Annotated in this window: 23 protein-coding genes; 14 read left to right on the forward strand and 9 right to left on the reverse strand. The window is 63.5% G+C overall.

Annotation, left to right across the window (positions count from 1 at the left end; all coding sequences use genetic code 11):
* Position 1 precedes the first annotated feature (1 nt).
* The 3 genes from FQ705_RS25920 (at position 2) to FQ705_RS25930 (ending at position 2,602) form a co-directional block, all read left to right on the forward strand.
* The gene (locus tag FQ705_RS25920; RefSeq protein ID WP_144145903.1) at positions 2 to 1,588 is read left to right on the forward strand and encodes a GMC family oxidoreductase; all 1,587 of its coding nucleotides are present in this window, start codon (positions 2 to 4) and stop codon (positions 1,586 to 1,588) included.
* Positions 1,589 to 1,740: 152 nt separating this feature from the next.
* The gene (locus FQ705_RS25925) at positions 1,741 to 2,103 is read left to right on the forward strand and encodes a ribbon-helix-helix domain-containing protein (RefSeq protein ID WP_144145905.1); all 363 of its coding nucleotides are present in this window, start codon (positions 1,741 to 1,743) and stop codon (positions 2,101 to 2,103) included.
* 118 nt (positions 2,104 to 2,221) lie between these two features.
* The gene (locus tag FQ705_RS25930; RefSeq protein WP_144145907.1) at positions 2,222 to 2,602 is read left to right on the forward strand and encodes a DUF5594 family protein; all 381 of its coding nucleotides are present in this window, start codon (positions 2,222 to 2,224) and stop codon (positions 2,600 to 2,602) included.
* Positions 2,603 to 2,758: 156 nt separating this feature from the next.
* Here the strand turns inward: FQ705_RS25930 and FQ705_RS25935 are convergent, their stop codons facing one another.
* Both FQ705_RS25935 and FQ705_RS25940 read right to left on the reverse strand, forming a co-directional pair.
* A complete protein-coding gene (locus FQ705_RS25935; protein ID WP_144145909.1) occupies positions 2,759 to 4,339 on the reverse strand; it encodes a methyl-accepting chemotaxis protein in 1,581 nt (526 codons plus the stop codon).
* 398 nt (positions 4,340 to 4,737) lie between these two features.
* On the reverse strand, positions 4,738 to 6,129 hold the full coding sequence (locus FQ705_RS25940; protein WP_144145911.1) for a PLP-dependent aminotransferase family protein: 1,392 nt from the start codon (positions 6,127 to 6,129) through the stop codon (positions 4,738 to 4,740).
* A 351-nt stretch (positions 6,130 to 6,480) separates the two neighbouring features.
* Between FQ705_RS25940 and FQ705_RS25945 the strand changes: the two genes are divergently transcribed.
* Genes FQ705_RS25945 through FQ705_RS25980 form a run of 8 tightly spaced genes read left to right on the forward strand, consistent with a single transcriptional unit; the run spans position 6,481 to position 13,458 of the window.
* Positions 6,481 to 6,963, forward strand: a complete 483-nt coding sequence (locus FQ705_RS25945) for an MSMEG_0572/Sll0783 family nitrogen starvation response protein (protein ID WP_054040483.1) — start codon at positions 6,481 to 6,483, stop codon at positions 6,961 to 6,963.
* Between the two features lie 19 nt (positions 6,964 to 6,982).
* Positions 6,983 to 8,017, forward strand: coding sequence for a Nit6803 family nitrilase (locus tag FQ705_RS25950; RefSeq protein WP_144145913.1), 1,035 nt, complete (start codon positions 6,983 to 6,985; stop codon positions 8,015 to 8,017).
* Positions 8,010 to 9,080: an MSMEG_0568 family radical SAM protein gene (locus FQ705_RS25955; RefSeq protein ID WP_144146666.1), complete on the forward strand. Its 1,071-nt coding sequence runs from the start codon at positions 8,010 to 8,012 to the stop codon at positions 9,078 to 9,080. Before FQ705_RS25950 ends, FQ705_RS25955 begins: the two co-directional genes overlap by 8 nt.
* Positions 9,081 to 9,082: 2 nt before the next feature.
* Positions 9,083 to 9,697: an MSMEG_0567/Sll0786 family nitrogen starvation N-acetyltransferase gene (locus FQ705_RS25960; RefSeq protein WP_144145915.1), complete on the forward strand. Its 615-nt coding sequence runs from the start codon at positions 9,083 to 9,085 to the stop codon at positions 9,695 to 9,697.
* Complete coding sequence (locus FQ705_RS25965; RefSeq protein ID WP_144145917.1) at positions 9,694 to 10,677, forward strand: sll0787 family AIR synthase-like protein; 984 nt, start codon at positions 9,694 to 9,696, stop codon at positions 10,675 to 10,677. Before FQ705_RS25960 ends, FQ705_RS25965 begins: the two co-directional genes overlap by 4 nt.
* Positions 10,674 to 11,843, forward strand: a complete 1,170-nt coding sequence (locus FQ705_RS25970; RefSeq protein ID WP_144145919.1) for an MSMEG_0565 family glycosyltransferase — start codon at positions 10,674 to 10,676, stop codon at positions 11,841 to 11,843. The genes FQ705_RS25965 and FQ705_RS25970 overlap by 4 nt, the downstream gene beginning before the upstream one ends.
* A gap of 13 nt (positions 11,844 to 11,856) precedes the next feature.
* Entirely contained in the window at positions 11,857 to 12,141 is a 285-nt protein-coding gene (locus FQ705_RS25975) for an MSMEG_0570 family nitrogen starvation response protein (protein ID WP_144145921.1), read from the forward strand.
* 27 nt (positions 12,142 to 12,168) lie between these two features.
* Positions 12,169 to 13,458, forward strand: coding sequence for an MSMEG_0569 family flavin-dependent oxidoreductase (locus FQ705_RS25980; protein ID WP_144145923.1), 1,290 nt, complete (start codon positions 12,169 to 12,171; stop codon positions 13,456 to 13,458).
* 57 nt (positions 13,459 to 13,515) lie between these two features.
* Here the strand turns inward: FQ705_RS25980 and FQ705_RS25985 are convergent, their stop codons facing one another.
* The 4 genes from FQ705_RS25985 to FQ705_RS26000 form a co-directional block, all read right to left on the reverse strand.
* A complete protein-coding gene (locus FQ705_RS25985; RefSeq protein ID WP_144145925.1) occupies positions 13,516 to 15,627 on the reverse strand; it encodes a phosphocholine-specific phospholipase C in 2,112 nt (703 codons plus the stop codon).
* Between the two features lie 82 nt (positions 15,628 to 15,709).
* Positions 15,710 to 16,036, reverse strand: a complete 327-nt coding sequence (locus FQ705_RS25990; RefSeq protein WP_144145927.1) for a hypothetical protein — start codon at positions 16,034 to 16,036, stop codon at positions 15,710 to 15,712.
* 137 nt (positions 16,037 to 16,173) lie between these two features.
* A complete protein-coding gene (locus FQ705_RS25995; RefSeq protein WP_144145929.1) occupies positions 16,174 to 16,635 on the reverse strand; it encodes a RidA family protein in 462 nt (153 codons plus the stop codon).
* A 49-nt stretch (positions 16,636 to 16,684) separates the two neighbouring features.
* Entirely contained in the window at positions 16,685 to 17,560 is an 876-nt protein-coding gene (locus FQ705_RS26000) for an IclR family transcriptional regulator (RefSeq protein WP_144145931.1), read from the reverse strand.
* 118 nt (positions 17,561 to 17,678) lie between these two features.
* On the opposite strand from FQ705_RS26000, the gene FQ705_RS26005 reads away from it, so the two are divergent.
* The 3 genes from FQ705_RS26005 to FQ705_RS26015 all read left to right on the forward strand — a co-directional run bounded on the left by FQ705_RS26005 (position 17,679) and on the right by FQ705_RS26015 (position 21,629).
* Entirely contained in the window at positions 17,679 to 18,887 is a 1,209-nt protein-coding gene (locus FQ705_RS26005) for an aminotransferase class V-fold PLP-dependent enzyme (RefSeq protein ID WP_144145933.1), read from the forward strand.
* A 158-nt stretch (positions 18,888 to 19,045) separates the two neighbouring features.
* Entirely contained in the window at positions 19,046 to 20,164 is a 1,119-nt protein-coding gene (locus tag FQ705_RS26010) for a porin (protein ID WP_144145935.1), read from the forward strand.
* A 94-nt stretch (positions 20,165 to 20,258) separates the two neighbouring features.
* Positions 20,259 to 21,629, forward strand: a complete 1,371-nt coding sequence (locus tag FQ705_RS26015; protein ID WP_144145937.1) for a gluconate:H+ symporter — start codon at positions 20,259 to 20,261, stop codon at positions 21,627 to 21,629.
* 83 nt (positions 21,630 to 21,712) lie between these two features.
* Here FQ705_RS26015 and FQ705_RS26020 read toward each other — a convergent pair whose 3' ends face one another.
* The 3 genes from FQ705_RS26020 to FQ705_RS26030 all read right to left on the reverse strand — a co-directional run bounded on the left by FQ705_RS26020 (position 21,713) and on the right by FQ705_RS26030 (position 25,834).
* Positions 21,713 to 22,531: an alpha/beta fold hydrolase gene (locus tag FQ705_RS26020; protein WP_144145939.1), complete on the reverse strand. Its 819-nt coding sequence runs from the start codon at positions 22,529 to 22,531 to the stop codon at positions 21,713 to 21,715.
* Positions 22,532 to 22,539: 8 nt separating this feature from the next.
* Positions 22,540 to 24,132, reverse strand: coding sequence for a benzoate-CoA ligase family protein (locus FQ705_RS26025; protein ID WP_144145941.1), 1,593 nt, complete (start codon positions 24,130 to 24,132; stop codon positions 22,540 to 22,542).
* A 106-nt stretch (positions 24,133 to 24,238) separates the two neighbouring features.
* Positions 24,239 to 25,834 carry a 3,4-dehydroadipyl-CoA semialdehyde dehydrogenase gene (locus FQ705_RS26030; protein WP_144145944.1) on the reverse strand — a complete coding sequence of 532 codons (1,596 nt, stop codon included), beginning with the start codon at positions 25,832 to 25,834 and terminating at the stop codon, positions 24,239 to 24,241.
* Between the last annotated feature and the right edge of the window lie 3 nt (positions 25,835 to 25,837).

Raw genomic sequence — 25,837 nt, forward strand, 5'->3', positions numbered from 1 at the left:
CATGGATCAGGACAGCAACAAGGTGCGGTTTTCGCACAATGACGACAAGGTCGTCGTGATCATCGGGTCGGGCGCGGGCGGCGGCACGCTCGCCAACGAACTGGCGCAGAAGGGCATCAACGTGGTGGTGCTGGAAGCGGGCAAGACGCACACGCAAGGCGATTTCACCACCGACGAATGGGGCGCTTTCCAGATGCTCTCATGGCTCGATAAACGCACGACATCGGGCACGTGGCGCATCGCCAAAGACTTTCCGACTCTGCCCGCGTGGATCTGCAAGACCACGGGCGGCACGACCACGCACTGGGCCGGCGCGAGCCTGCGCATCCAGCCGCACGAGTTCAAGGCGAAGACCACGTACGGCGATATCAAGGACGCCAATCTGCTCGACTGGCCGCTCACGCGCGCGGAACTCGATCCGTATTACGATCGCGCGCAACAGAAAATGGGCGTGACGCGCACCAACGGTCTGCCGGGTTTGCCGGGCAACAACAACTTCAAGGTGATGTCGGCCGGTGCGATGAAAGTGGGCTACAAGGAATGCAATACCGGGCACATGGCGATCAATAGCGTGGTGCGCGACGATCGCGCGCATTGCTTCCAGCGCGGCTTTTGCTTCCAGGGCTGCCGCACCGGGGCGAAGTGGTCGACGCTCTATACGGAATTGCCGCGCGCTCAGGCCACCGGTCATATGGAATTGCGCACGCAGGCGCATGTCGTGCAGATCGAAACCGACGCGCGCGGCAAGGCGAGCCAGGTGATCTACTACGACAGCAACGGCAAATTACAGCGGCAGAAAGCGCGCATCGTGGCGGTGGCGGGCAATTCGATCGAAACGCCGCGTCTGTTGCTGAATTCGCATTCGAGCAAATTCCCGCAAGGGCTGGCGAACGGCTCGGGCCAGGTGGGCCGCAATTACATGCGCCATACAACGGGCTCGGTGTACGCGGTGTTCAACGACAAGGTGGAGATGTTCAAGGGCACCACGATGGCCGGCATCATCGAAGACGAAGCGGTGTTCAATCCGCAGCGCGGTTTTGCGGGCGGCTACCACCTGGAAACCGTATCGCTCGGCTTGCCGTTCTACGCGGCCTTTCTCAACCCGGGCGCATGGGGTCCAACCTTCAGTCAGGCGATGGATCAGTATGCGTACACCGCGGGCATGTGGATCGTCGGCGAGGATATGCCGCGCGAGAGCAATCGCGTGACCTTGAACAGCGACGTGAAAGACCAGTACGGCCAGCCGGTTGCCAATGTACATTTCGACGATCATCCGAACGACGAAGCGATGCGTGAACACGCCTTCAAACAGGGCACGGCGGTGTACGAGGCAGCGGGCGCGAAGACGGTTTATCGCGTGCCGCCGTATCCGTCCACGCATAACCTGGGGACGGCGCGCATGAGCGCGCGTGCCGAAGACGGCGTATGCAACAGCTTTGGTCAGACGCACGAAGTGTCGAACCTGTTCATCTCCGACGGCAGCCAGTTCACCACCGGCGCGGCGGAAAACCCGACCATGACGATCGTGACGCTGGCAATCCGCCAGGCCGATCACATCGCGGCGCAGATGAACAAACGGACGGTGTGAGGCAGCGCGAAAAGTGGGGGCCGGTATGCGGGTTCGAGGCGATTGTCGAGCCGCGCATGCCGGCGTATGTTGGCCTATGTCGGTGAAGCCGGCTTGGCGTGAGCGCGCCTCGCGCGGTGCGGCAATTTGCCTGAAATCAGGGAGTGAATGCCATGTGTGGGGTTTACATCAACGCGGATCCGATTCTGTATGAATCGCGCACCCGCTCCTTGCGGATTCACGGCGTGATCACCACGGTCCGGTTGGAAAATCTGTTCTGGGACGTGCTGCACGAAATCGCCGCGCGTGAAAGCATGACGACCAGCCAGTTCGCCGTGAAGCTCTACGATGAACTGATCGCGTTGCGTGGCGAGATGCCGACCAACTTCGCCTCGTTTCTGAGGGTGTGCTGTTTGCGCTATCTATCGATGCGCACGGAGAAGGGCGTGACGGTGCCCAATGCCGTCTCCAGTGCGGCTCCGGAGATGGCCGCTGCGCTCAACGAAGCACGCCCGCGGATTCTGAAGACCGTTTGACGCGTGGCGCGTCGCAGTCTGGTTGCGCCGAAGTTAAAACGAGGCGGATAGACAACAGATGTGGGCATTCGCGCATGCTACGATGTTTCGCTCAATGCGAAGTCCATCGGAGACCTTGATGCGTCCAGAGAGTGCCGCCCGTTTCGATGCGGAGTTTGCGCCGCGCATCGCCGAGGCTATCGCCGCGTGCTTCGCCACCACCGTGCATACCGAAGTGCTGCCTTACGGCGGTCACGGGCATCCCACGCGTGTGCGTATTCACGCCGCCCCGCTCGAAGAGCTGGGCCACTATCCGCACGCGTTGAATCTGTATCTGACCTGGGACAGCGACGAGATCGAGCGGCTCATGGGTCCGCTCGGGGAGGCGCGCTTCGCCGGCTATCTGGCGGCGCTGCCACGCAAACTCACCGCGTGGAATCATGCGCGCGAACTGGACTTTCTCTCGCACACGCAGGCCGAGCCCGTGGCATTGATCGGCGGGCTCGACTTCGAATCGTAAGTCGCTAGAGGCACAGGCACAGGCACAGGCACAGGCACAGGCACAGGCACAGGCACAGGCACAGGCACAGGCACAGGCACAGGCACCGGCACCGGCACCGGCACCGGCACCGGCACCGGCACCGGCACCGGCGCTGGGCGCCCGGCGCCCGATGCTTCAGGCCGTCGCCGCCACTCTGAAGAACTTCACGCTTTGCACCAGCCCCGATGCCTTGTTCTGCACCGCGTCGGCAGCGGCGGCCGCCTGTTCGACGAGCGCCGCGTTGCTTTGCGTCACCTGGTCCATCTGCGTGACCGCGTCGTTGACTTCCGCGATGCCCGCGGCCTGCTCGACGCTCGCCGTCGCAATCGCCTCGACGATGCGTGTCACGCTGCCCGCGCTTTGCACCACACCGTCCATCGTATTGCTCGCGTGATTGATGAGTTGCGTGCCGGCGTCGATCGTGGCGACCGTCTCGCGAATCAGTGCCTTGATTTCGTGGGCTGCATCGGCCGAGCGTTGGGCGAGGCTGCGCACCTCGCTCGCCACTACCGCGAAGCCGCGCCCTTGCGTGCCGGCGCGCGCCGCTTCCACCGCGGCGTTGAGCGCGAGAATATTGGTCTGCGCCGCGATTGCCTCGACCACCGCGATGATGTCGACGATGCGCTTGGACGCCGCGTCGATCTGCCCCATCGTGCGCACCGCGTCGGTCATGACGGCACCGCCATCGCGCGCGGCCTGGGCAGCCGTTTGCGCAAGCGCGGTCGCTTCGCGCGCGTTAGTGGCGTTGCGCTGAACCGAATCGGTGAAGTGCTGCATCGACGCGGCGGTTTCTTCGAGCGAGGCGGCCTGCTGTTCGGTGCGCGCGGACAGGTCCAGGTTGCCCGCGGCGATTTGCTGCGTCGCCGACGAAATGGTGGTCGCGCCTTCGCGAATTTCGCCGACGATCTGCCGCAGGCGCTGGTTCATGTCGTTGAGCGCGACGAGCAACTGGCCCGTTTCATCGCGACTCGACACCGCTACGTCGGCGCGCAGATCGCCGGCTGCGACCGCTTGCGCGACACCCACCGCCTGCCGCACCGGCAGGGTGATGCTGCGGCTGAGGAACCAGACCGCGAAGCCGCCTACGCCGAGCGAGCCGAGCGCCACTGACAGCAGCAGGACGGACGCCACCGTATAGGCCTGCTCCGAGGCCGTACTCGTACGCACGCTGGAATCCTGCGCCTGCTGCATCACCGACGCGACGATGTCGTCGATCGCGGCAGTCGGCGCGCGGTCGATGCCTTTGACGAGACCGTCGACCACGTGCGCCGTATTCGGATCGGCGGCATTGTATTGCTTGAGTGCCGAGAGATAGCTCTCCTGCAACGACGCATGTGTGTCGAGCGCCTTGTCGACGCCATCCACGTTGGCGCCCAATGCGCTCAACTGTTCCTTCAACCGCTGCAAGGCGGCGTGCGTCGTGCCGCTTTCGTTGCTGAACGCGTCACGGTATCTGGCGAACGCGGCCGGGTCTGCGCCACGCAGCAACAGGTCCTTCCATTCCTGCACCTGCTTCTTGAATTCGACCTGCGCGACGCGTGCCGTGTCGGCGGCCTGCGCATACTGGTTGAGCGTCTGCGCCGATTGGATCTGCAACGCGTGCGTGTTCGACAACGCATGCCAGCCTTCCAGGCCCACGATCATCGTGGCCGCGAGCAGGACAGCGCCAAGCAGCGCCAATTTGACGGCGATCTTCAGATTTCTATAGAACGTCACTGCGATTTTCCTCGGACTTGCGTTAATTCAGTTTGATCTGCGTGGCTGCGCTCGAAGCGATCGGGATCGCAACGATGGCGACGCACGGCACGACGATGCACGCGCGAATGGAGGAGGACATGTCGGGAGTCTTTCGGAATAAGCGGTGAGCCATGGTCGGTGAGGCGGGCGCCTCATCCGCGTATACGGCTTGCGCAGCGAGGACTTGAGCAGGTTTTGATTTCAGTTTCTAACAATTCCCGGCAAAGCCGCTCGTGGCGGCGCGGCGCGATGCTACACAATTTTTCTGCATGCTGCGGCGTTTTCACAGGGTGCCGGAGCAGCCTGCGAGAGCCCGGCATTCGGGCGCTGTCACGCGCTGTATTCATCTGACGATAGCGCGGTGTTGCCGGCGACGCTCACATCACCGGCGAATGCAGATGATGAGGATGCTCGAGTGTCTCGGCGACCACGCGCAATGCCTCGCCGCATTCGTCGCGTGTCTTCGAACCGCCGAGGCACAGGCGCATGGCGTTAGGCGGGTTGCCGTCCGTCGAGAAGGCGGCGCCCGCGACGGCGGCGATGCCCTGATTGCGCAATTGCAAGGCTAGTTCGGAGGCGCTCCAACCGCTCGCCACCGGCACGGGCAACCACAAATGAAAGCCATCCGGCTGCGCGTCGTAACGCCATGCTTCGAGCATGCGCGAGGCGATCGCCTGGCGCGCACGCGATTCGCTGCGAATCGCGTTGAGCATGTCGTGCGCAGTGCCGTCGACGATCCATTGGGTCGCGAGGGTCACGGTAAACGGACTCGCCATCACGGTGGTCGCGCGTAACGCACCGGCGAGGCGCTGCGTCTGCTTCGGGGTCGGCGCATGCAGATGCGCGACACGCAAGCCGGCGCCGAAGCTCTTCGACATGCCGGTCACGTAGTAGGTCAATTCGGGCGCGAAACTGGCGAGCGCATCCGGCGCGCTTTGCGGCAGCATCGCGTAGGCGTCGTCTTCGATGATCGGCACGCTGTAGCGCAACGCGACATCGGCAAGCGCTTCGCGGCGTTTGTGGGTGAGCGTCAATGTGCTGGGATTCTGCAAGGTGGGGTTGCAGTAGAACGCGCTCGGCTTGTCGGTCTTGCAGAGCGCTTCGAAGGCGTGCGCGAGTGGACCTTCATCGTCGCGCGGCAGCGCTTGCAGACGCACGCCGAGTTGCGCGGCGATCGCCTTGATGCCCGGATAGGCGAGCGTGTCGAGGCAGATCGTGCCGCCCGGCCGAGCCAGTTGCGAGACGAGGGCCACGAGCGCGCTATGGATGCCGGGGCAGACCAGCACGTTCTGCGCATCCGCCTGCGGCACGCGGCGTTTCAGCCACTGCGCGCCGGCATCCCTGTCGGCGGCCGAGCCGCCGAAGTCCTGATAGCGCAACAACTGGTACGGATCGCTGTCGGCCATCTGACGCGCCGCGGATTCGCGCAAACGGATCGCGAAATCCGGCGGCTCGGGCGGCGTGTTCATCGACATCTCGATGCTGCTGCCGCCCGCAAGCGGCAGCGTGGCCGTGCGCCCGCGCACGAAGGTGCCGCTGCCGGCGCGCGAATCGAGCAAGCCCCGCTTGCGGGCCTCCGCATAGGCGCGCGCCACGGTCGTGTAGTTCAGTGCGAGTTCTTCGGCGAGATCGCGCAGTCCGGGCAAGCGGTCGCGCGGACGCAGGCGGCCCGTGGCGAGGTCCTCTTCGATCAGATCGGGAATCGCGAGATAGGCCGGCTTGCGGATATCGGCGAGACGTTTGATCCAGTGATGCGTCGGGCTGTTCATTGAGTTCGGCTTCCGTGCGAGGTGAAACACGCTGATCGGATTTTCATGCGATCAATGATCGGATTGATCGACTGTGGTGAATGACTGCACCACGCCGACACGGCCACGCCGTCGAATCGCACCCGGCTGGTGCGATATCGCGGCGCCCGAAGCGATGGCGCGGGACGCTGCGGTTCCACGCAAGCTTCGGACCTAAAAATTTTTTGTGTCGCACTTCGAATCGAGGCGGAATTGATTGCGGATTGATCGCATTCTCGTGGCCGATCAATGGCACGGGCGTTGCATTGAGAGAAGCACGCACAGGATCACCGTGCGCTCACTTTTACTTAGCAAACCTGATCGGAGAGTGTCATGCCAGCCGTCAACAAACCGCTGCATCAGAAAGGCGATTACCTGGTGGACTATGAAGAGAAAGTCTTCGAAGACGTCAAGGCCGAACCCGGCGAGAAGGCACTCGTCACGTTTCATACGGTCGCGTTCGAAGGATCGATCGGCTTCGTCAATCTGCTGCAGGCCACGCGGTTGCAACGCAAGGGCTTCGAGACGTCGGTGCTTCTCTATGGGCCCGGTGTCACGCTCGGTCTGCAACGCGGCTTTCCCACGCTCGGCGATGAAGCATTTCCCGGCCACCTGAACTTCAACAAGCAACTGATGAAGTTCATGGAAGAGGGCGGCAAGGTCTACGCCTGCCGCTTCGCACTGCAGGCGCTCTATGGACACGGCGAAGCCTCGCTGATCGAAGGCATTCGCCCGATCAGCCCGCTCGACGTGCTCGATATCCAGCTGCTGCATCGCAAGGACAATGCGCTGATCATCCACACGTGGACGGTTTGACGCGAGACGGGTGACCACTATGTCCGACAAACGCATCGTGCGCGCCGCGGCAGTCCAGATCGCACCGGACTTCGAACGAAGCGGCGGCACGCTCGAAAAGGTCTGCGAGGCGATCGCGAAGGCGGCGCGCGAAGGCGTGCAACTGATCGTATTTCCTGAGACCTTCGTGCCGTATTACCCGTATTTTTCGTTTGTGCGTCCGCCGGTCGCTTCCGGCGCCGATCACATGAAGCTGTACGAGGAAGCGGTCATCGTGCCCGGTCCCGTCACGCAGGCGGTGGCCGAGCAGGCGCGTTTGCACCGGATGGTGGTCGTGCTCGGCGTCAACGAGCGCGATCACGGCAGCCTCTACAACACGCAACTGATCTTCGACGTGGACGGCCAATTACTGCTCAAACGCCGCAAGATCACGCCGACTTTTCACGAACGGATGATCTGGGGGCAAGGCGACGCCGCCGGTCTGAAGGTCGCGAATACGGCGGTGGGACGTGTCGGCGCGCTCGCGTGCTGGGAGCACTACAACCCGCTCGCCCGTTATGCATTGATGACGCAGCACGAAGAGATTCACTGCAGCCAGTTTCCAGGCTCGCTGGTGGGGCCGATTTTCGCCGAGCAGATCGAGGTGACGATCCGTCATCACGCGCTGGAAGCGGGTTGCTTCGTGGTCAATGCAACCGGTTGGCTGAGCGAGGCGCAGATTGCCTCGGTCACCTCGGATACGAATCTGCAGAGGGCGCTGCGCGGCGGCTGTAACACCGCGATCATTTCGCCGGAAGGCCAGCATCTGGCGCCGCCGCTGCGCGAAGGCGAAGGCATGGTGATCGCCGATCTCGACATGGCGCTGATCACCAAGCGCAAACGCATGATGGATTCTGTCGGTCATTACGCGCGGCCCGAACTGCTGAGCCTCGCGATCAACCGGCGCCCCGCGGAAACCGTGGCGCCGATGCCGGCGTGGTCCACCGGTCCGTTCGACGAATACAACTCAACCGAAGGAGGGTGCGATGAACGCCAGCGAGACGCTGTCGGCAGAGAGCCGGCAATTGATGACTGAATTGCAGTCGGCCGGCTTGCGGCTCGTTTCGCCGGATGCGGGCGCGGCGAGCCGGCGAGGTGGCGCGGGACCGTCGGACCATAAGGCGGTCACGGTGGATGGCGTGACCATCATGGTGCCGGTGCATACCAGTAGCGCGTGGCACTCGCCCTTCGTCGCGCAGACGCCGGATGCAAGCGGCTCGAGCGCGCTGTTGCGCGGCACGATTCCCATCGCCAACATCAGCTTTCCGCGCGCGCCGCGTTTTTACGGCATGCAGACGCTCGATGGCGTGCCGTATTCGCACATCGCCGCACTGCACAGCGCGGATGTGCTTGCGACCACGGTGCTGCAAACCTGCATTCGTTACGAGAGTCGCCGCAAGAGTTGCAAGTTCTGCGCGATCGGTCAATCGCTCGCGGCGGGGCGCACGATCGCGCGCAAGACGCCCGAGCAACTGGCGGAGGTGGCGCGCGCGGCGGTGCTGCTCGACGGCGTCAAGCATATGGTGCTGACGACCGGTACACCGCCCACGCCCGATCGCGGCGCGCAGATTTTGTGCGAGAGCGCCTTCGCGATCAAGGCCGCCGTCGATCTGCCGATCCAGGCGCAGTGCGAGCCGCCCGACGACGATCGCTGGTTCGCGCGCATGAAAGCGAGCGGCATCGACACGCTCGGCATGCATCTCGAAGTGGTGACGCCGGCATTGCGCGAACGCATCATGCCGGGCAAGGCGAGCGTGCCGCTTGCCCGTTACATGGCAGCCTTCAAAGCGGCAGTGGCCGTGTTCGGACGAGGCCAGGTCAGCACATACATACTCGCGGGCCTCGGTGACAGCGCCGAAGCGATCCTCGCGATGTCGCGTGAATTGATCGAACTCGGCGTTTATCCATTCGTGGTGCCGTTCGTGCCGATCAGTGGCACACCGCTCGAAGATCATCCCGCGCCTACGCCTGAGTTCATGAAGTCGGTGCTGCAACCGCTCGGCGGCATGCTCAGCGCCGCTGCGATGCGGTCGAGCGATATCAAGGCGGGCTGCGGCAAATGCGGCGCGTGTTCGTCGCTGTCTTCGTACGAGGTGTGATCATGTTCGGTGAAGCGATTGCAGGCGAGGCGCTGGAAGGCGAGGTGGCTTTCGCGCCTTATGTACCGAGCGAATTCCGCATCAAGTGGACGACGCTGGATTGGGAGGCCGAGGAAGCCTTCAAATTGCGGCGCGCGGTGTTCTGCATCGAGCAGGGCATTTTCGTCGGTGACGATCGCGATGAGATCGATCGGCACGCCCAGCAACTGGTGGCGGTGAGTTGCGTCGCCGGGATGGCGGAGCAGGTGGTGGGCACGGTGCGAATCCATCGCGATCACGACAACGTATGGTTCGGTTCACGTTTGGCCGTGCATGCCGCGTTCCGCCGCTACGGCAAGATCGGTGCGACCCTGATTCGTCTCGCGGTGAGCAGCGCGCATGCGCTCGGTTGCGAAACCTTCCTCGCACACGTGCAAAGCCAGAATGTGCCGCTTTTTCGCGCGATGCATTGGGATGTGCTCGCGGAGGAAACCTTGCTGGGTCGCCCGCATCATTTGATGCAGGCGCAACTGGATTGCTATGCGCCGTGTGCTACGCCGCGCGGCGGTTTCGTTACCCAGGCACGCGCGCAGGGTGAAGCGCCGAGACGCCGCGGGTCAGAACGGAGCGCGGCATGAGCCTGGCCGATCTCGTCGCCGGCTTGCGCGAGAGCCGTGGCTTCCGGCACAAGACCGATATCGTCGACGTGGTCGGCGCGCTCGCGCGGCGTTTGCCCGGCGGCACGCGCGATCTCGCGCAAGCGGTCGCGCTGGGCGACGATTGCGCTGCGCTCGCGGATGGCGACGGCTATTTGCTGTTTGCAATCGAAGGGATGGTCAGCGATTTCGTCAGCGCGATGCCGTGGTTCGCGGGTTACAGCAGCGTGATGGCCAACATCAGCGATATCTACGCCATGGGCGGGCGACCACTGGCGGTCGTGGATGCGCTGTGGAGTCCCGGCATCGATGCGGCCGACCAGGTGTTGGCGGGGATGGCGGCGGCGTCGGTGGCGTATGGCGTGCCGATCGTCGGCGGTCATACGAACACGCGCAGCGACGCCGCGCAACTGGCGGTGTCGATCGTCGGTCGTGCCAAGGCCTTGCTGTCGAGCTTCAATGCGAGAGCAGGCGACAAGCTGATGATGGCGGTCGATCTGCGCGGCCGTTTCGAAGAACCGTACCCGTTCTGGAACGCCTCAGTCGATGCGCCGTCGGTGCGTCTGCGCGGCGATCTGGAGCTATTGCCGCAACTCGCGGAAAGCGGCCTATGCGACGCGGCGAAGGACATCAGCATGGCGGGCACGCTCGGCACCGCGCTGATGTTGCTGGAGTGCTCCCAGGTGGGCGCGCGCATCGATCTCGCACGTATTCCGAAGCCTGCGGATGTGCCGCTGGCGCGTTGGGTGACCGCCTTCCCGAGTTTCGGTTATCTGCTTTCCGTGCGGCCCGAACAGGTGGAAGCCGTGCAGGCGCAATTCGACCAGCGCTCGCTGGCCTGCGCCGTGATCGGTTCGGTGGATGCGTCTCGCAAGGTGGTCGTGCAAAGCCAGCAGGAAGCGGAGGTTTTGTGGGACTTCGAACGTGAGCCATTCATTGTCGCGCGAGGCGGTGTGCAATGAGCGCGCTGCGAATCGCGCTACTCGCGCATTCGGTCAATCCGCGTGGCGGCGTCGTGCATACGCTGGAACTCGCCGCCGCGTTATCGACGCGCGGGCATGAGGTGACTGTCATCGTGCCCGCTGCGCCCGGCGAAACGCTATTCCGCCTGCCGCCTTGCCGGGTCGTCTACGCGCCGATCGTCCTGTCTCAAGCGAATACCGTCGCGATGGTCGAGGCTCGCATCGATGCCTTCAAACACGCGCTGGCTGAACACGACGCCGCGGCGTTCGATGTGCTGCATGCACAGGACAGTATTAGCGGCAACGCGCTTGCTGAGATGAAGGCAGAAGGACAGATCCGCGGCTTCGTACGCACGGTGCATCACCTCGACCATTTCGACGACCCACGTCTGGCAGCGTGGCAACGTCGAGCGTATGAGGAGGCGGATCAGGTGCTGTGCGTTAGCGAGACGTGGACGCGCGAAATGCAAAGGGCTTATGGCATTCGTGCGAGCACGGTGCCGAACGGCGTGGACGTTACGCGCTTTTCGTCTTTGGCGCGTGCGGACGACGCAAACCTGCGCGAGCGCTTAGGCATCGGTCGCGGCCCGATCGTACTCGCGGTAGGCGGCATTGAAGCGCGCAAGAACACTTTGACCTTGCTCGATGCGTTTTCCGACGTGCATCGCGTATTGCCGCAGGCGCAACTGGTGCTCGCTGGTGGTGCGAGCCTGCTCGACCACGATGCTTATACGCGCCGGTTCCTGCAACGGGCGGCCGATCTGAACCTGTCGATCGGTCCGCATGAAAGCGTGGTGATAACCGGCCCGCTCGACGATGCGGCGATGCCCGCGCTGTTTCGCAGCGCGCATGTCCTGTCGATGGTGTCCTTGCGCGAAGGGTTCGGCCTCGTCGTGCTGGAGGCGCTCGCCAGCGGCGCACCGGTGGTGGCGTCCGCCATCGCGCCATTCACGGAGTATCTCGACGACGCCACCTGCTGTTGGGCGGACCCCGCCGACGTCGCCTCGGTTGCCGCTGCTTTATTGCGCGCGCTGAGCGGAAACACGATCGATTTCAAGCACGCAGTGCCCGCTTTGCTGACGCGATTCAGCTGGGCAGCGAGCGCACGCCGTCACGTCGAGGCATACCGGCAGTTGCTCGCCAGGCGTGACACGATTTTCAACTGATTGAGGATTAGCCATGCCCGTCATGCATTTCCGTATTCAATGGCCCGACGGCGGCGAGGCGAACTGCTATTCGCCCTCGCTCGTCATTCGCGACTTCTTCACACCGGGTGAGGCCTACGCGCTGGACGATTTCGTCGCACGTTCGCGTCAGGCGCTCGGCATCGCTTCCGAGCGCGTGCGCGAGAAATATGGCTTTGCCTGTTCGGCGGCGATGGATCAACTCGCGCAGATCGAGCGCGAGGCGGCGCGTTTTCGTGACCGGCCGAATGCGGCGGTCAAGGTAATCGAGTTCAGCTAGGCGCTGATTTTTTTCAGAGGATGCATCATGTCGAATCCAGCACATCTCCCGCGCGCCGAAGGGCACTATAGCGTGCTCGTCGTAGGCGGCGGCCAGGCGGGACTGTCGGTGAGCCATTACCTCAAGGAGGCCGGCCTCGACCATCTCGTCATTGAAAAGAATACGGTGACGCACACCTGGCGCGAGCAGCGCTGGGACGCGTTCTGTCTCGTGACGCCGAACTGGCAATGCGCTCTGCCGGGTTACCCGTATCGCGGCGACGATCCGCACGGCTTCATGAAGAAGGACGAGATCGTTGCGTACCTCGACGGTTTCATCGCGCAGGTCGAAGCGCCGGTGCTCGAGCGGACCGAAGTCAAACGCGTCAAGCGGCGCGACGATGGCGTTTATTCAGTCGTGACCACACAAGGCGAGTTCACCGCGGATCAGGTCGTAGTGGCCTCGGGTGGCTATCACACACCGATCGTGCCGCGGCTCGCCGAACGTTTGCCCGCGCGGGTCGTGCAGATTCAGTCGTCCGCGTATCGCAATCCGCAATCGCTGCCCGAGGGCGCGGTGATGGTGGTCGGCACCGGACAATCCGGCGCGCAGATTGCCGAGGATCTGCATCTGGCGGGGCGCAAGGTCGTGCTCGCGGTCGGCGAAGCGCCACGCTGCGCGCGCTTCTATCGCGGTCGCGACGTGGTCGACTGGCTGGCCGATATGCAGTATTACGACATGCCGGTCGAGAAGCATCCGCTGCGTGAAGGCGTACGCGACAACACCAATCACTACGTGACGGGCCGCGACGGCGGGCGCGATATCGACCTGCGCCGGTTTGCAGCGGAAGGCATGGAGTTATACGGTCGACTCGACGACCTGCGCGACGGCCAATTTCATTTCTCGCCGACGCTCGGCGCCAATCTCGACGCAGCGGACGATACCTACAACCGGATCAATGCGAGTATCGACGGCTTCATTGAAAAGCACGCTATCGATGCGCCCGCTGGCGGTGCCTATGAACCCGTGTGGCGTCCAGCGGAAGAGCGGGCTACGCTCGATCTGGAAACGAGCGGGATCGCAGCGATTGTGTGGTGTATCGGCTTCACGCCTGATTTCAGCTGGCTCGATGCACCGGTGTTCAATGGCCGAGGCTATCCGGCGCATACGCGCGGCATCACGCCGATCGACGGTCTGTATTTCGTCGGCTTGCCATGGTTGCATACGTGGGGATCGGGACGCTTCTCCGGCGTCGCGCGCGACGCGGAGTTCATCGTCCAGACAATTCGCGAGAATGCGCGCGAGCGGGCTTCGTTGACGGCGGCGGTGGCGGCCTGAACCGGAGCGCGAATCGAAAAGGCCACTGCGTTTTTCGACGCAGCGGCCATTCACGCTTTAGCTACCCAGTGCCGGATCGCTCATGCTGCTCTTGCCCGTCTCCACGTGACCAGCAAAACGGCGTACGAACGAAGCGTCGGTGTCGACCGTAATCGCGAGGTCGTACCAGCCATGCGCATTGCGCAGATCGAGATATAGCTGCTCCGTATCGCCGCCACGCACGGCGTGCTTGATTACGTTGCCGGTGTCATAGGCGTTGACGATCGTGAACTGGCAACGCGCACTGCCCACGTTTTCCAGTCGCAATTGCAGATTGCCGTTCGAGACGTCGTAGCCTTCGGCCACTTCCGGTCGCGCGGTATCCGCGCCATTCCACCAGTTGCGGGCAACCGGCTTGCCAGCGAAGCGTCGCAGAAAACCGTTCGGACCGTACACGGTGAAATCGTAGGTACCGTCGGCATTCAGCGGCAATTGATCCTGCAGGCGCTTGCCGGCTTCGACCGTATAGGTGCGCGGCGCGTCGAGGCTGTTGGCGGCATAGACCAGAAATACCGCGCCGGTACGGCCCGTGTTGACGAAGCGCATCGTGAGCTGGTTGCCGTTGCTTTCGCCATGCACGCGCACGAACAGTTCGTACGGCAGCGCGCGTGCCGGGCGCACGCCGGACTCCTGCTTCGGGACGGCTTGCACCAGCGGCGGCACTGGCACGTAATCCGCGTGACGGTTCTGATCGGGCGGCACGTAGCCGGTCGTGCCCGGCAGGGCCGGGAGCGCGTCGTTCGGATTGGTGAAGTTGAAGGCCGACATCAGATCGCCGCACACGGCACGGCGCCACGGCGTGATATTCGATTCGCCGAGGTTGTGGTCATGGCCAAAACGCTTTTCGATGAAGCGGATTACCGACGTATGGTCGAACAGTTCCGAGCACACGTAGCCGCCTTTCGACCACGGCGAGACCACCAGCATCGGCACGCGCGGACCGAGCCCGTACGGACCCGATGAAGTCTGCGTAGTGCCGGCGTAGATTTCGTTGCTGGTGTCGACCGTAGACAGACCGTTCGCGCTCGAAGCCGGGGCGAACGGCGGCGACATATGATCGAAGAAGCCGTCGTTCTCGTCGTAGTTGATCAGCAGGACCGTCTTGCTCCACACCTCGGGGTTCGACGTGAGAATCTGCAGCACCTGATCGATGTACCACGCGCCATAGTTCGACGGCCAGTTCGGATGCTCGGAATACGCTTCGGGCGCGACGATCCACGAAACTTGCGGCAGCGAGTTGTTCTGCACGTCGCGCTTCAGAATGTCGAAGTAGCCGTCGCCTTGTGCGGCGTTGGTGCCGGTGCGCGCGTTGTCGTAGAGCGGATTGCCCGGCTGCGCGTTACGGTATTGATTGAAGTACAGCAGCGAGTTGTCGCCGTAATTGCCGATGTACGGATTCTGCGTCCAGCCCCACGAGCCGCTTGCGTTGAGTCCGGTGCCCATGTCCTGATAGATCTTCCACGTGATGCCCGCGTTCTGCAGCACTTCGGGATACGTCGACCAGCCGTAGCCGAGTTCGGAATTGTCGATCACCGGACCGCCGCCGCTGCCGTCGTTGCCGACCCAGCCGCTCCACATGTAGTAACGGTTCGGATCGGTCGGGCCCATCAGCGAGCAGTGGTACGCGTCGCAGATCGTGAAGGCGTCGGCGAGCTGATAGTGAAACGGAATGTCGTCGCGCGTGAGGTAGGCCATCGTCGTGGTGCCTTTCGACGGTACCCACTGATCGTAGCGGCCGCCGTTCCATGCGGCGTGCGTGCTGTTCCAGTCGTGCGCGAGGTCTTGCAGGAATTGCAGGCCGAGGTTCGGCGCGGTAGGGTGGAACGGCAACACGTAGCCGGCGTCGGCGGCAAGCGGCTGATACCAAACCGGCTTGCCGTTCGGCAGGTTGATCGCGCGCGTGTCGCCAAAACCGCGTACGCCCTTGAGCGTGCCGAAGTAGTGATCGAACGAACGGTTTTCCTGCATCAGCACGACGATGTGCTCGACGTCGCGAATCGAACCGGTCTGGTTGTTGGCCGGAATGGCGAGCGCGTTGCGAATGCCCAGCGGCAACATGCTCAACGCGGTCGCGGAACCGGCGGCGTGGGCAGCGGAGCGCAGAAAATCACGGCGATTTTTTGAAGTCATGGTATTGGCTTTCGATCTTCGGTGGAGGAACGATGCACAAGGCGCGCGAGCTTGAGCCGCGCGTCGCGTGGGGGCGCGGAACTCAGTCCACGGTGTGGATCACGGGCGGGGCGAGCGGCGTCGGCGCGGCCGAGGACAATGCCGGGTCGGCGCTTGAAGCAGGTAGTGCAGGGGTTTGAATCGTGAATGCTGCGGGTGCGGGGGCGACGGATGCGGGATTTGCCGGGAGTACGGTGGTGCTGCCGTTGTCGTCGGTAGCGGGACTGCCGGTCGAACTGGTGGTGCTCGCGTCGGGCGTCCTCTCGTCGTCACTGCAGGCTGCGCTCAGCATGCATAGCGACACGACGATCAACGCCCTCGTCAAACGTTTGCGACGCGAAGCGGCAGTCGGCTGCGACAGAACGGACATGGCATGTCTCCGGCACGGGGAGGGAGTGCCAGGGCGTTAGCGATGCCCCGGTCAGCGATGCCGAAGGATAGTCGCTGACCTGTGTAACTTTTGTGAAGAAATGGTGAGTTGGGGAAAGTTGGGGAATTGATTCCCCGTCAGTCCGCGATCGCGACGATCGCCTCGATCTCGACGGTAATATTGCCCGGCAGCGAACCCACGCCGACCGCCGAGCGCGAATGGCGACCGGCTTCGCCGAATATATCGACGAACAGATCGGAGCAGCCGTTGATGACGCGAGGGTGCTCGGTGAAGTCCGGCGCGGCATTGACCATGCCGAGCAGCTTGACCACGCTCTTCACGCGTCGCAGATCGCCCAGTTCGTTATGCAGCACCGCGAGCAGATTGAGGCCGACCATTTGCGCGTGCCGGTAGGCTTCGTCTGCGGTGACCGTGGCGCCGACCTTGCCGGTCATCAAGCGGCCGGTTTCGTCGAGCGGTCCCTGGCCGGATAGATACAGCAGGTTGCCCTCGCGCGTGCAGTGCCTGAAATTGCCGATCGGCGTCGGCACTTGCGGAAGCTTGAGGCCGCGCGTGTGCAGCCGGTCGTAGCAGTTCATCGATAGGAAATGAGGACGAATGGTGTGAATGAGTGAGTGCGAAGGCGTGCTACGCGGCCGGTTCCTGATCGTGATGGCGCCAGCCGAGGCGCGCTTCGATGCGCGCAGCCACCGACTGCACGGCCTGCGCGAAACGCTCGGTGCCGAGTTCGGCTTTCGCCTCCGGCATCACGATCGAGATGGTGAAGACGCACGCCCCCGTGTTGTCGAGCACGGGCGCCGCGAGGCAGGCCACCGACGCATCCGACTCGCCGATCTGAATCGACAGCCGCGCCTGCAACGCTTCGCGAGCGATTGCCGCGAGCACCTCGGGCCGCGTTTCGGCGCGGCCGGTGGGCGAGCTTTGCGCATGCTGCGCGAAAAAAGCGATCCGTTCGGCGTCGGGCAGATGGCCCACCAGCAGCCGGCCCGACGCCGTCCAGTTGAGCGGCACGCGACTGCCGACGCGCGAGGTCACGCGGAAATGTCCGGGGCCTTCGGCCATTTGCTGCACGACCATCATGCCGTCTTCGAGTCCGCAGACCTGCACGGTCTCTTCGACTTCCGCCGAGAGACGTTGCATTTCTTCGTGCGCGACGGCGAGATAGTCGAGCGAGCTGGCGTAAGTCAGGCCGTATCCATATAGACGCGAGCCGAGCCAGATGCCGCCGTCCAGGCGCCGCGCGAGCAGGTTCTTCTCGACCATGTCGTTGATGATCGAATACACCGTAGACAACGGCGCGCCGACCATGCGCGCGACTTCGTACGCGGTGGCGGGGCGGTTGGCCTGCTGAAGCGCGTCGACAATCTGCACGGCGCGGTCGAGCGCGCTGGTGCGCGTGCGCGGCGCCGCTGTTTCAGCGGCCGCCGGTGCCTCGGCGGATCGGGTCGATTCTGCTGCCGCATCGGCTGTTGCGGACTGCTGCGGTCGGGACGTGCGAGCCATCTTGCTCCTCTGTCTCTGTATGTTTTTGTCCAGTTGACGCAGGGGGATTGTATGCTAGACTGATCCTCAATTACAACATATATTCCATAATTAAGAAATACCGGCTGGAGGCGCTTTAATGGACACTCGCTCTCGTTTTGGCTTACGCCCTGTCATCAATGTTTCGGGCACGATGACGAGTCTGGGCGCGTCCATTGTCAGCGCCCCGGTAATCGAGGCAGTGGCGCATGTGCTGCCGCAATTCGTCGAGATCGACGATCTGCAGCGCAAGGCCTCGGCGGCAATCGCCGAAGCATGCGGCAGCGAGGCCGGTTACGTGACCGCCTCGTGCTCGGCGGCTATTACGCTCACCATCGCCGCCGCCATGACAGGCGACGATCACGGCCTGATCGAGCGTCTGCCGGATACTGGCGGCATGCCGGGCATGCGCAACGAAGTCGTGATCCAGACCGGCCACCTCGTCAATTATGGCGCACCGATCGATCAGGCGATCCGTCTGTCGGGCGCGCGCGTCGTAGCAGTGGGCGCGGCGACTGAAGCGCATGGTTATCAGCTTGGCACCGCCATCACCGAACGCACCGCTGCGGCACTCTACGTCGTTTCGCACCACACGGTGCAGTTCGGTCTGATCCCGCTCGAAGAATTCATCGCGCTCGCGCATGCGAAAGGCGTGCCGGTGATCGTCGACGCTGCCTCGGAATACGATCTCAAACGCTTCATCTCGGCCGGTGCGGACCTGGTGCTGTATTCGGCGCACAAGTTTCTTGGCGGTCTGACGGCCGGTATCGTCGCGGGCAGGAAAGCGCTGGTACGTGCCGCTTATTTCCAGAACGGCGGCATCGGCCGTGGCATGAAGGTCGGCAAGGAAGGTATCGTCGGCGCCATTGCCGCGCTCGAACAGTGGCAGCAGCGCGATCATGTCGCGGTTCGCGCCCGCGAGCGGGGCTACCTCACGTTGTGGCGCGAAAGCCTGAACCGTTGCGAAGGCGTATGGGCCGAGATCGACGCCGATCCGACCGGCAATCCGCTGGACCGTCTGAAGCTGCATATCGATCCGAAACAGACGCGCATTACCGCCTGGGATCTCGCGGATGCGCTCGCGCGTCCGTCGGCGGGAGAGGCGCCGGTAATCGTGCGCGACCACGAGGCGGAGTTGCACTTCTTCTTTCTCGACCCGTGCAATCTGCATCCGGGCGAAGAGCGAGTCGTGCTGGAAAGACTGACTAGCGAACTGGAGCGAGCCCAAAGATCGCCCGAACCTATCGTCACGCCGTTCTATCTGCGCGACGCACGCCGTATTGCAGCACGCCGTAACTGGCCCGATTGATTCTCTCGCGCTAGCGACCGATTCATCGACAACCCTGGTTTGACTGTAGCACCGGACTTCGTTCCGGTGCCGTTTTGACTCGCCTGTTCAGTACTACTTATATCGTCGGAACACTAGGGTGTCACCGGCGTTTGTTTTTCTTTCGACTTGAGGAAACCATGAAGCACACGCAGATTCTCCGTACCGCCGCCGCCCTCGCTGTCGCCGGACTCGCCACGCAAGCCGCTCACGCGCAAAGCAGCGTGACGCTGTACGGCATCGTCGACGCAGGCTTTACCTTCACGAACAACCAGAAGGGCGAGAAGGCCTATCAGGCGACTCAGGGCAACGTGCAGGGTTCGCGCTGGGGCCTGCTGGGCACGGAAGATCTGGGCGGCGGCAACAAAGTGCTCTTCAAACTCGAAAACGGCTTCAGCCTGGAGTCGGGCGCATCGGGCCAGGGTGGGCGCATGTTCGGCCGCAGCGCGTGGGTGGCCTTGCAGAACAACAAGGCCGGCACGATCACACTCGGCCGTCAGTACAACAGCGTGCAGGACTATCTGTCGAACGTGCAGATCAACGGCGTCGGCGCGATGAGCCAGTACGGCAACGCAATCTACGATAACGACGACATCAACAACACCTATCGTACCGACAACGCGGTCAAGTACACGACGCCGACTATCGCCGGCTTCACCGCGAACGCGATGTACGCGTTCTCGAATACCGCCGGCGAATTCGCCAACAATCGCGCATGGAGTGTCGGCGCGGACTACGCGAACGGCCCGCTGCGTCTGGATGCGGCGTACTCGCTGGTCGACCAGCCGGCCAGCAACACCGCCGGCGCAGCGCCTTCGGATAACTACTACGGCACGGGCTCGTCGATCATCAGCGGTGTGAAGCGCAATCAGGTGTGGGGTGCGGGCGGTGCGTACGCATTCGGCCCGGCGACCGTCGCGCTGCTTTACACGAACTCGCAATTCCAGTTGCTCAACGGCGGCAGCCTGCGCTTCGCCAACTACGAGGCGAGCCTGAAGTATCAGTTCACGCCGGCTGCACTGCTCGCGCTCGGCTACATCTACACGACGCAAAACACCAGCGGCACGACGGCCGCCAACGCGCACTACAACCAGTTGAGCGTGGGCGGCGAGTACTTCCTGTCGAAGACGACCGACCTGTACCTGAACGGTATCTATCAGCGCGCGTCGGGTTCGCACGCATGGGTCGAAGGCATTTCGAATCCGTCGAGCAACAACGGCCAGTTCGTCACCGTCGCCGGCATTCGCCACAAGTTCTAAGTACGCGGCCCGCGTCGCCGCACACCGACACAAGATCCCGCGTGCCTCGACACGCGGGAAGCGGCGGTGCGGCTCTTTCCCTTCAGGAGCACTCATGGCGACCGTTCAAGGAAGTCTGTTACTCGTCTATGCATTGATCGCCATCATCGCGCTGGTCGTGTTGATCGCGCGCTTCAAGATGAATCCGTTTATCACCTTGATGATGGTGTCGGTGGCGCTGGCACTTGCTGTCGGCATGCCGGCGACGTCGATTCTCAAGTCGTTTGAAACCGGTGTGGGCGGCACGCTCGGCCACATTGCGATCGTGGTCGGTCTCGGCACGATGCTCGGCAAGATGATGGCCGAATCGGGCGGCGCCGAGCGTATCGCGCGCACCTTGATCGACCTGTTCGGGCCGAAGAACGTGCATTGGGCGATGATGTGCATCGCCTTCCTCGTCGGCTTGCCGGTGTTCTTCGAAGTCGGCTTCGTGCTGCTGATTCCAATCGCGTTCAACGTCGCGCAGCGTACCGGCACGTCGATGATTCGGGTCGGCATTCCGATGGTGGCGGGTCTGTCGGTCGTGCACGGCCTGATTCCTCCACACCCGGCGGCGTTGCTTGCCGTGACTGCCTACAACGCGGATATCGGTCACACGATTTTCTACGCGCTGATCGTCGGCATTCCGACCGCGGCGCTGGCGGGTCCGTTGTTCTCGAAGCTGATCGCGCGCTTCGTCGTGCTCGACGGCATCAACCCGATGGCGCAGCAGTTCATCGAACAGGACGCCAGGCGCTCGCACCAGGAATTGCCGGGCTTCGGCATCACGTTGTTGACGGTGCTGTTACCGGTACTGCTGATGTTGCTCGGCAGCTGGGCCGATGCGATCGTGCCGGCGAAGTCGGCGGCGAATAATGCCCTGCGTCTGATCGGTCACCCGGACATGGCGTTGTTGCTCGCCGTGTTGCTGAGCTTCATCACGTTCGGCAAGGCGCGCGGTTTCAACCGTGAGCAGATCCTCAAGTTCACCAACGAATGTCTCGCACCGACCGCGAGCATCACGCTGGTGGTGGGAGCGGGCGCGGGCTTCGGGCGCATTCTGATCGACAGCGGCGCGTCGAAAGCGATCGTCGATGTCGCGACCGGCGCGCACGTGCCGCTGCTGATTCTCGCGTGGCTGGTGGCGGCGCTGATTCGCGTCGCGACCGGTTCGGCGACGGTGGCGATGGCGACCGCGGCCGGCATCATCGCGCCGATCGCGGCGGCGGCAGCCGGCACGGTGGGCGGGGTGCGTCCCGAGTTGCTGGTGCTGGCGACCGGCGCGGGTTCGCTGATCCTCTCGCACGTGAACGACGGCGGTTTCTGGCTGGTGAAGGAGTATTTCGGCATGACCGTGCCGCAGACCTTCAAGACGTGGACGGTTTGCGAAACGATTATTTCGGTGACGGCGTTGTTGTTGACGCTGGGCTTGTCGACGGTCATCTGACCAGCGGGTAGCGAAAGCCGATAGCGCGGCGCGTGAGGGTGAGGCGCGCCGCGATACGCCATGTCATTCCAGCGACAAAGCGGCTAACGCTGTTGCGCAACGAAGGCGGCGATCGCCTCGTTCAGCGCATCCGGCGCATCGCGATGCGGCGAGTGTCCGCAAGCGTCGAGTTTGATGAGTTGCGCGTGCGGCACACGGTCGGCGATCGCATCGATCTGGTCCATCGTTCCGTAGTTGTCGTCGTGGCCTTGCACCGCGAGTAGCGGCTTGCGGATCGCGGCGAGTTGATGCGTCATCGACCACTGTCTGAACGCCGGATTCAACCAGACGTCGTTCCAGCCATAGAAAGCCGAATCGACGTCGGCGTGATAGCGACTGAGTTTCGCGCGAAGATCGGTGCTTTCGTAGAGCTGTTTAGTCTGCGCGATGCTCGCCACCGAGAGGTCTTCGACGAAGACATGCGGGGCAATCGCCACCGCGCCCGCCAACGCTGCGGGATGCAACGCGGCATACAGCAACGCAATCGAACCGCCGTCGCTATGGCCGATCAGCCACATACGCTGCCGTTCCCGCATGTCGATATCGAGCGCGTCGAGCAATGCGGGCAGAACGTGCTGCGCTTGACCGGTCATGAAATCGGCTGGCCATTTCACGTGATGTGCACGCGGTGTCGACCAGCCGTAGCCGGGTCGTGAATACACGAGTCCACGCATACCGAGTCGTTCGCATAGCGACTGCGGCCAGTCGCGCCACATCGCCACGGAGCCGAGGCCTTCATGCAGGAAGACGGCGATCGGCGCATCACCCGCGGCGGGATTGACCCAGCGGTACTCGATGCGCAACGGACCATACGTCTCACCGGCGGCCAAATCAGCAAAGTTGCTAGCCGTTGTTTCCTGCATAACTCACCCTATGACTGTTCGCGCAGTTTGAAGCGTTGAATCTTGCCGGTCGCGGTTTTCGGCAAGTCGCCGACGAACACGATATCGCGCGGATACTTATGCGGCGCGAGCCGGTCCTTGACGAAGCCCTTTAACTCATCCGCGAGTATCTCAGAGGGCGCGAATTCACGCTTCAACACCACGAATGCGCGCGTCTTGACGAGGCCGCCATGATCGACACCGACGACTGCGGCCTCGAGCACCGCATCGTGCTGCACCAATACCATCTCCACTTCCACCGGTGACACATACTGCCCGCTGACCTTGAGCATGTCGTCGCTGCGCCCTGCGTATACATAGCAGCCGTTCGGCAGGCGACAGTATTTATCGCCGCTGCGAATCCATTCGCCGAGAAAGGTCGCGCGGGACTTCTCACGGTTGTTCCAGTACATGACCGCCGCACTCGGCCCCTTGATGTACAGATCGCCGACTTCGCCATCGGGCACCGCTTGGCCGTGGTCGTCGCGCAATTCGATTTCATAGCCTGGTACGGGGCGGCCGGTGGTGCCGTACTCGACCTCACCGGCGCGATTGGACAGAAAGATATGCAGCATTTCCGTCGAGCCGATGCCGTCGAGAATCTCGCAACCGAAGTGCGCCGTAAAGCGCTCGCCGATTTCACGTGGCAGCGCTTCACCCGCCGACGTGCACACGCGCATCGCGACATCGCTGCGCGCCGGCAGATTGGCCGATACCAGCATGTTCGCGTAGAGCGTGGGCACGCCATAGAACACCGTCGGGCGATGCTTGACGAGGCGCGCGAAAATCGCGTCGGCGGTGGGCCGTTCCGCCATCAGGATCGCCGTGGCGCCGACCGACAGTGGGAACGTCAGTCCATTGCCGAGACCGTAGGCGAAGAACAGCTTGGCCGCCGAGAACACCACGTCGCTTTCGACGATGCCGAGAATCGGCTTCGCATACAGTTCGGCGGTCCAGTACAGATTGGCATGCGTGTGGACCGTGCCCTTCGGCTTGCCGGTCGAACCCGACGAGTAAAGCCAGAAGGCGATGTCGTCGCCGCCGGTCGCGGCCGCTCTGGCGGCCGGCGCGGCGGCGTCGATCAGGGCTTCGAGCACCGGCGCGAGGAGCGGCTCGCCGGTGTCCGGTTGCGAGACGATCAACTGGCAGCCGTCGTGTTCGGCGGACTCCAGCGCTTGTGTCACGCTCGGCAATAGCGGGCCCGACGCGATGACGGCGCGTGCGTGGCTGTGGGTGAGCATGTACACATAATCGGCGGATGTAAGCAGCGTGTTGGCGACGACCGGAACCACGCCTGCGTAGAGCGCGCCGAGAAATGCAACCGGTAGCGCCACGCTATCGAGCATCACGAGGAGGACGCGCTCTTCGGGATGCACGCCGAGCGTGCGCAACGCGCCGGCGAAGCGGCGCGCGCGGTTCTCGAGTTCGGCGTAAGTGGTGACGCATGTGTCGTCGATATAGGCGGTCTTGCCGGCGCGCGGTTCATTCAGTGCGAACAGATAGGCCGCGAAATTGAATAGCGCGGGCGGCGGCTCGATCGGCGCAACGGGCCGGTTTGCAGTCGTTTCCAGCAGGGCTTCCATATGTCTCCTCCATCCGGTGGGGGCGGTCCGGCTGTTTTGCGCTCGTGATCCGCTCGATGCTTGTGCGTTTGCGTTTCCCTGCTCGACGGGTGGTACGTAAAGGTTGCTATGCGCCCGGCAGATGGGTCGCTTGCGTGAGCGTGCCGATCGCCGCGCTGGCCGCCTGGATCGCCGAGCGCCGGTGATAGAACCCGAGCGCACGCACGCCACCCAGTTCTTCGCCGCCGCCTGCACGACCGGGACCGCCATGCAGCGACATCGGCATCACGTTGCCATGTCCGGTCTGGCTTTGCTGAACGGATGGCGAGATGGCGTGCACCCGTCCGTGCGAATCGGCGAGCTCCAGCGCGAGGCGGCCGAGATGCGCTTCGTCGTTCGAATAGATCGACGCGACGAGCGAGCCCTGGCCGCGTCGCGCGAGCGCGACGGCATGCGCTTCGGGTAAGCTGTCAGGGCCGGTGGCGACGCGATAGGGCGCCACGCTCGCCACCGGCCCGAATACTTCGACGTCGTGCAGCAAGGCGGCGCTATCGGGATCGTTCACGACGAACAGATGCGGCGCCACGCACGCCGCAATGCTTGCATCCGCATCGATCAATGCGGCAGCCGAGCCGTCGTATGCCAGCACGGCTTCCTCGCGCAGCGCGGCGATCCCGGCCAGCACGTTCTCGTATTGCTCGCGGCTCACGAGTGAGCCCATCCGCACCGCGTCGTTGCGCGGATTGCCGACGGTGATCGTCGCGAGCTTCGTTTTGAGCGCATCCAGCACCGCTTCGAGCACGGACTCCGGCACGAACGCGCGGCGTATCGCCGTGCATTTTTGCCCGGATTTCACGGTGATTTCGCGTACGACTTCCTTGATGAAGAGGTCGAAGGCGGGCGTGTCCGGCGTCGCGTCGGCGCAAAGAATCGCGCTGTTCAGGCTGTCGGCTTCCACGTTCAGACGCGCGCCGCGTTGCACAAAGGCGGCGTGCGCACGCAAGGTCGCGGCGGTGTCGGCCGAGCCGGTGAAGGACACGACATCGAAGGCCTGTACCTGGTCGAGCAGGCCTGCGGAACTGCCGCAGATCACGGACAAGGCACCCGCCGGCAGAAGGCCTGCGTCGACCACGTCGGCGACCATGCGTTGCGTGAGCCAGGCCGTTGCAGTAGCGGGTTTGACGATGACAGGCACGCCGGATAGCAACGCAGGCGCCGCCTTCTCCCACAAGCCCCACGATGGGAAATTGAAGGCGTTGATCAAGAGCGCCACGCCGCGCGTCGGTGTGAGCACGTGCTGGACGCTGAACGATTGATCCTTGCTCAACGAGACCGCCTCGCCGTCGCGCAAGGCGTGCACGTCGCCGAGCGACGCACCGAGTTTCGCGTAATACGACAAGGTGAAAATGCCGCCGTCGATATCGACTGCCGAATCGTTGCGCGTGGTGCCCGAGTTCGCGGTGGCGATCGCGTAGTAGTCGTCGCGCTTCGACTGCAGCAGCTTGACGATATCGGCGAGGCGGGCGGCACGTTGTGCGTAACTCAGCGCGCGCCACGCCGCGCCGCCTTTGTCACGCGCGAAATCGAAGGCCTGCGCGAGATCGAGGCCTTCGCTCGACACGCGCACGAGCGCTTCGCCTGTCACCGGATCGGTGAGCGTCACGCCGTCGCCGCGGCCCGCGACCCATTGGCCGCCCACGTAGTTCTTCAATAGTTCGGTCATGGC

Origin of the sequence: Paraburkholderia sp. BCC1884 (assembly GCF_900996225.1) — a bacterium.
Taxonomy (GTDB): Bacteria; Pseudomonadota; Gammaproteobacteria; order Burkholderiales; family Burkholderiaceae; genus Paraburkholderia.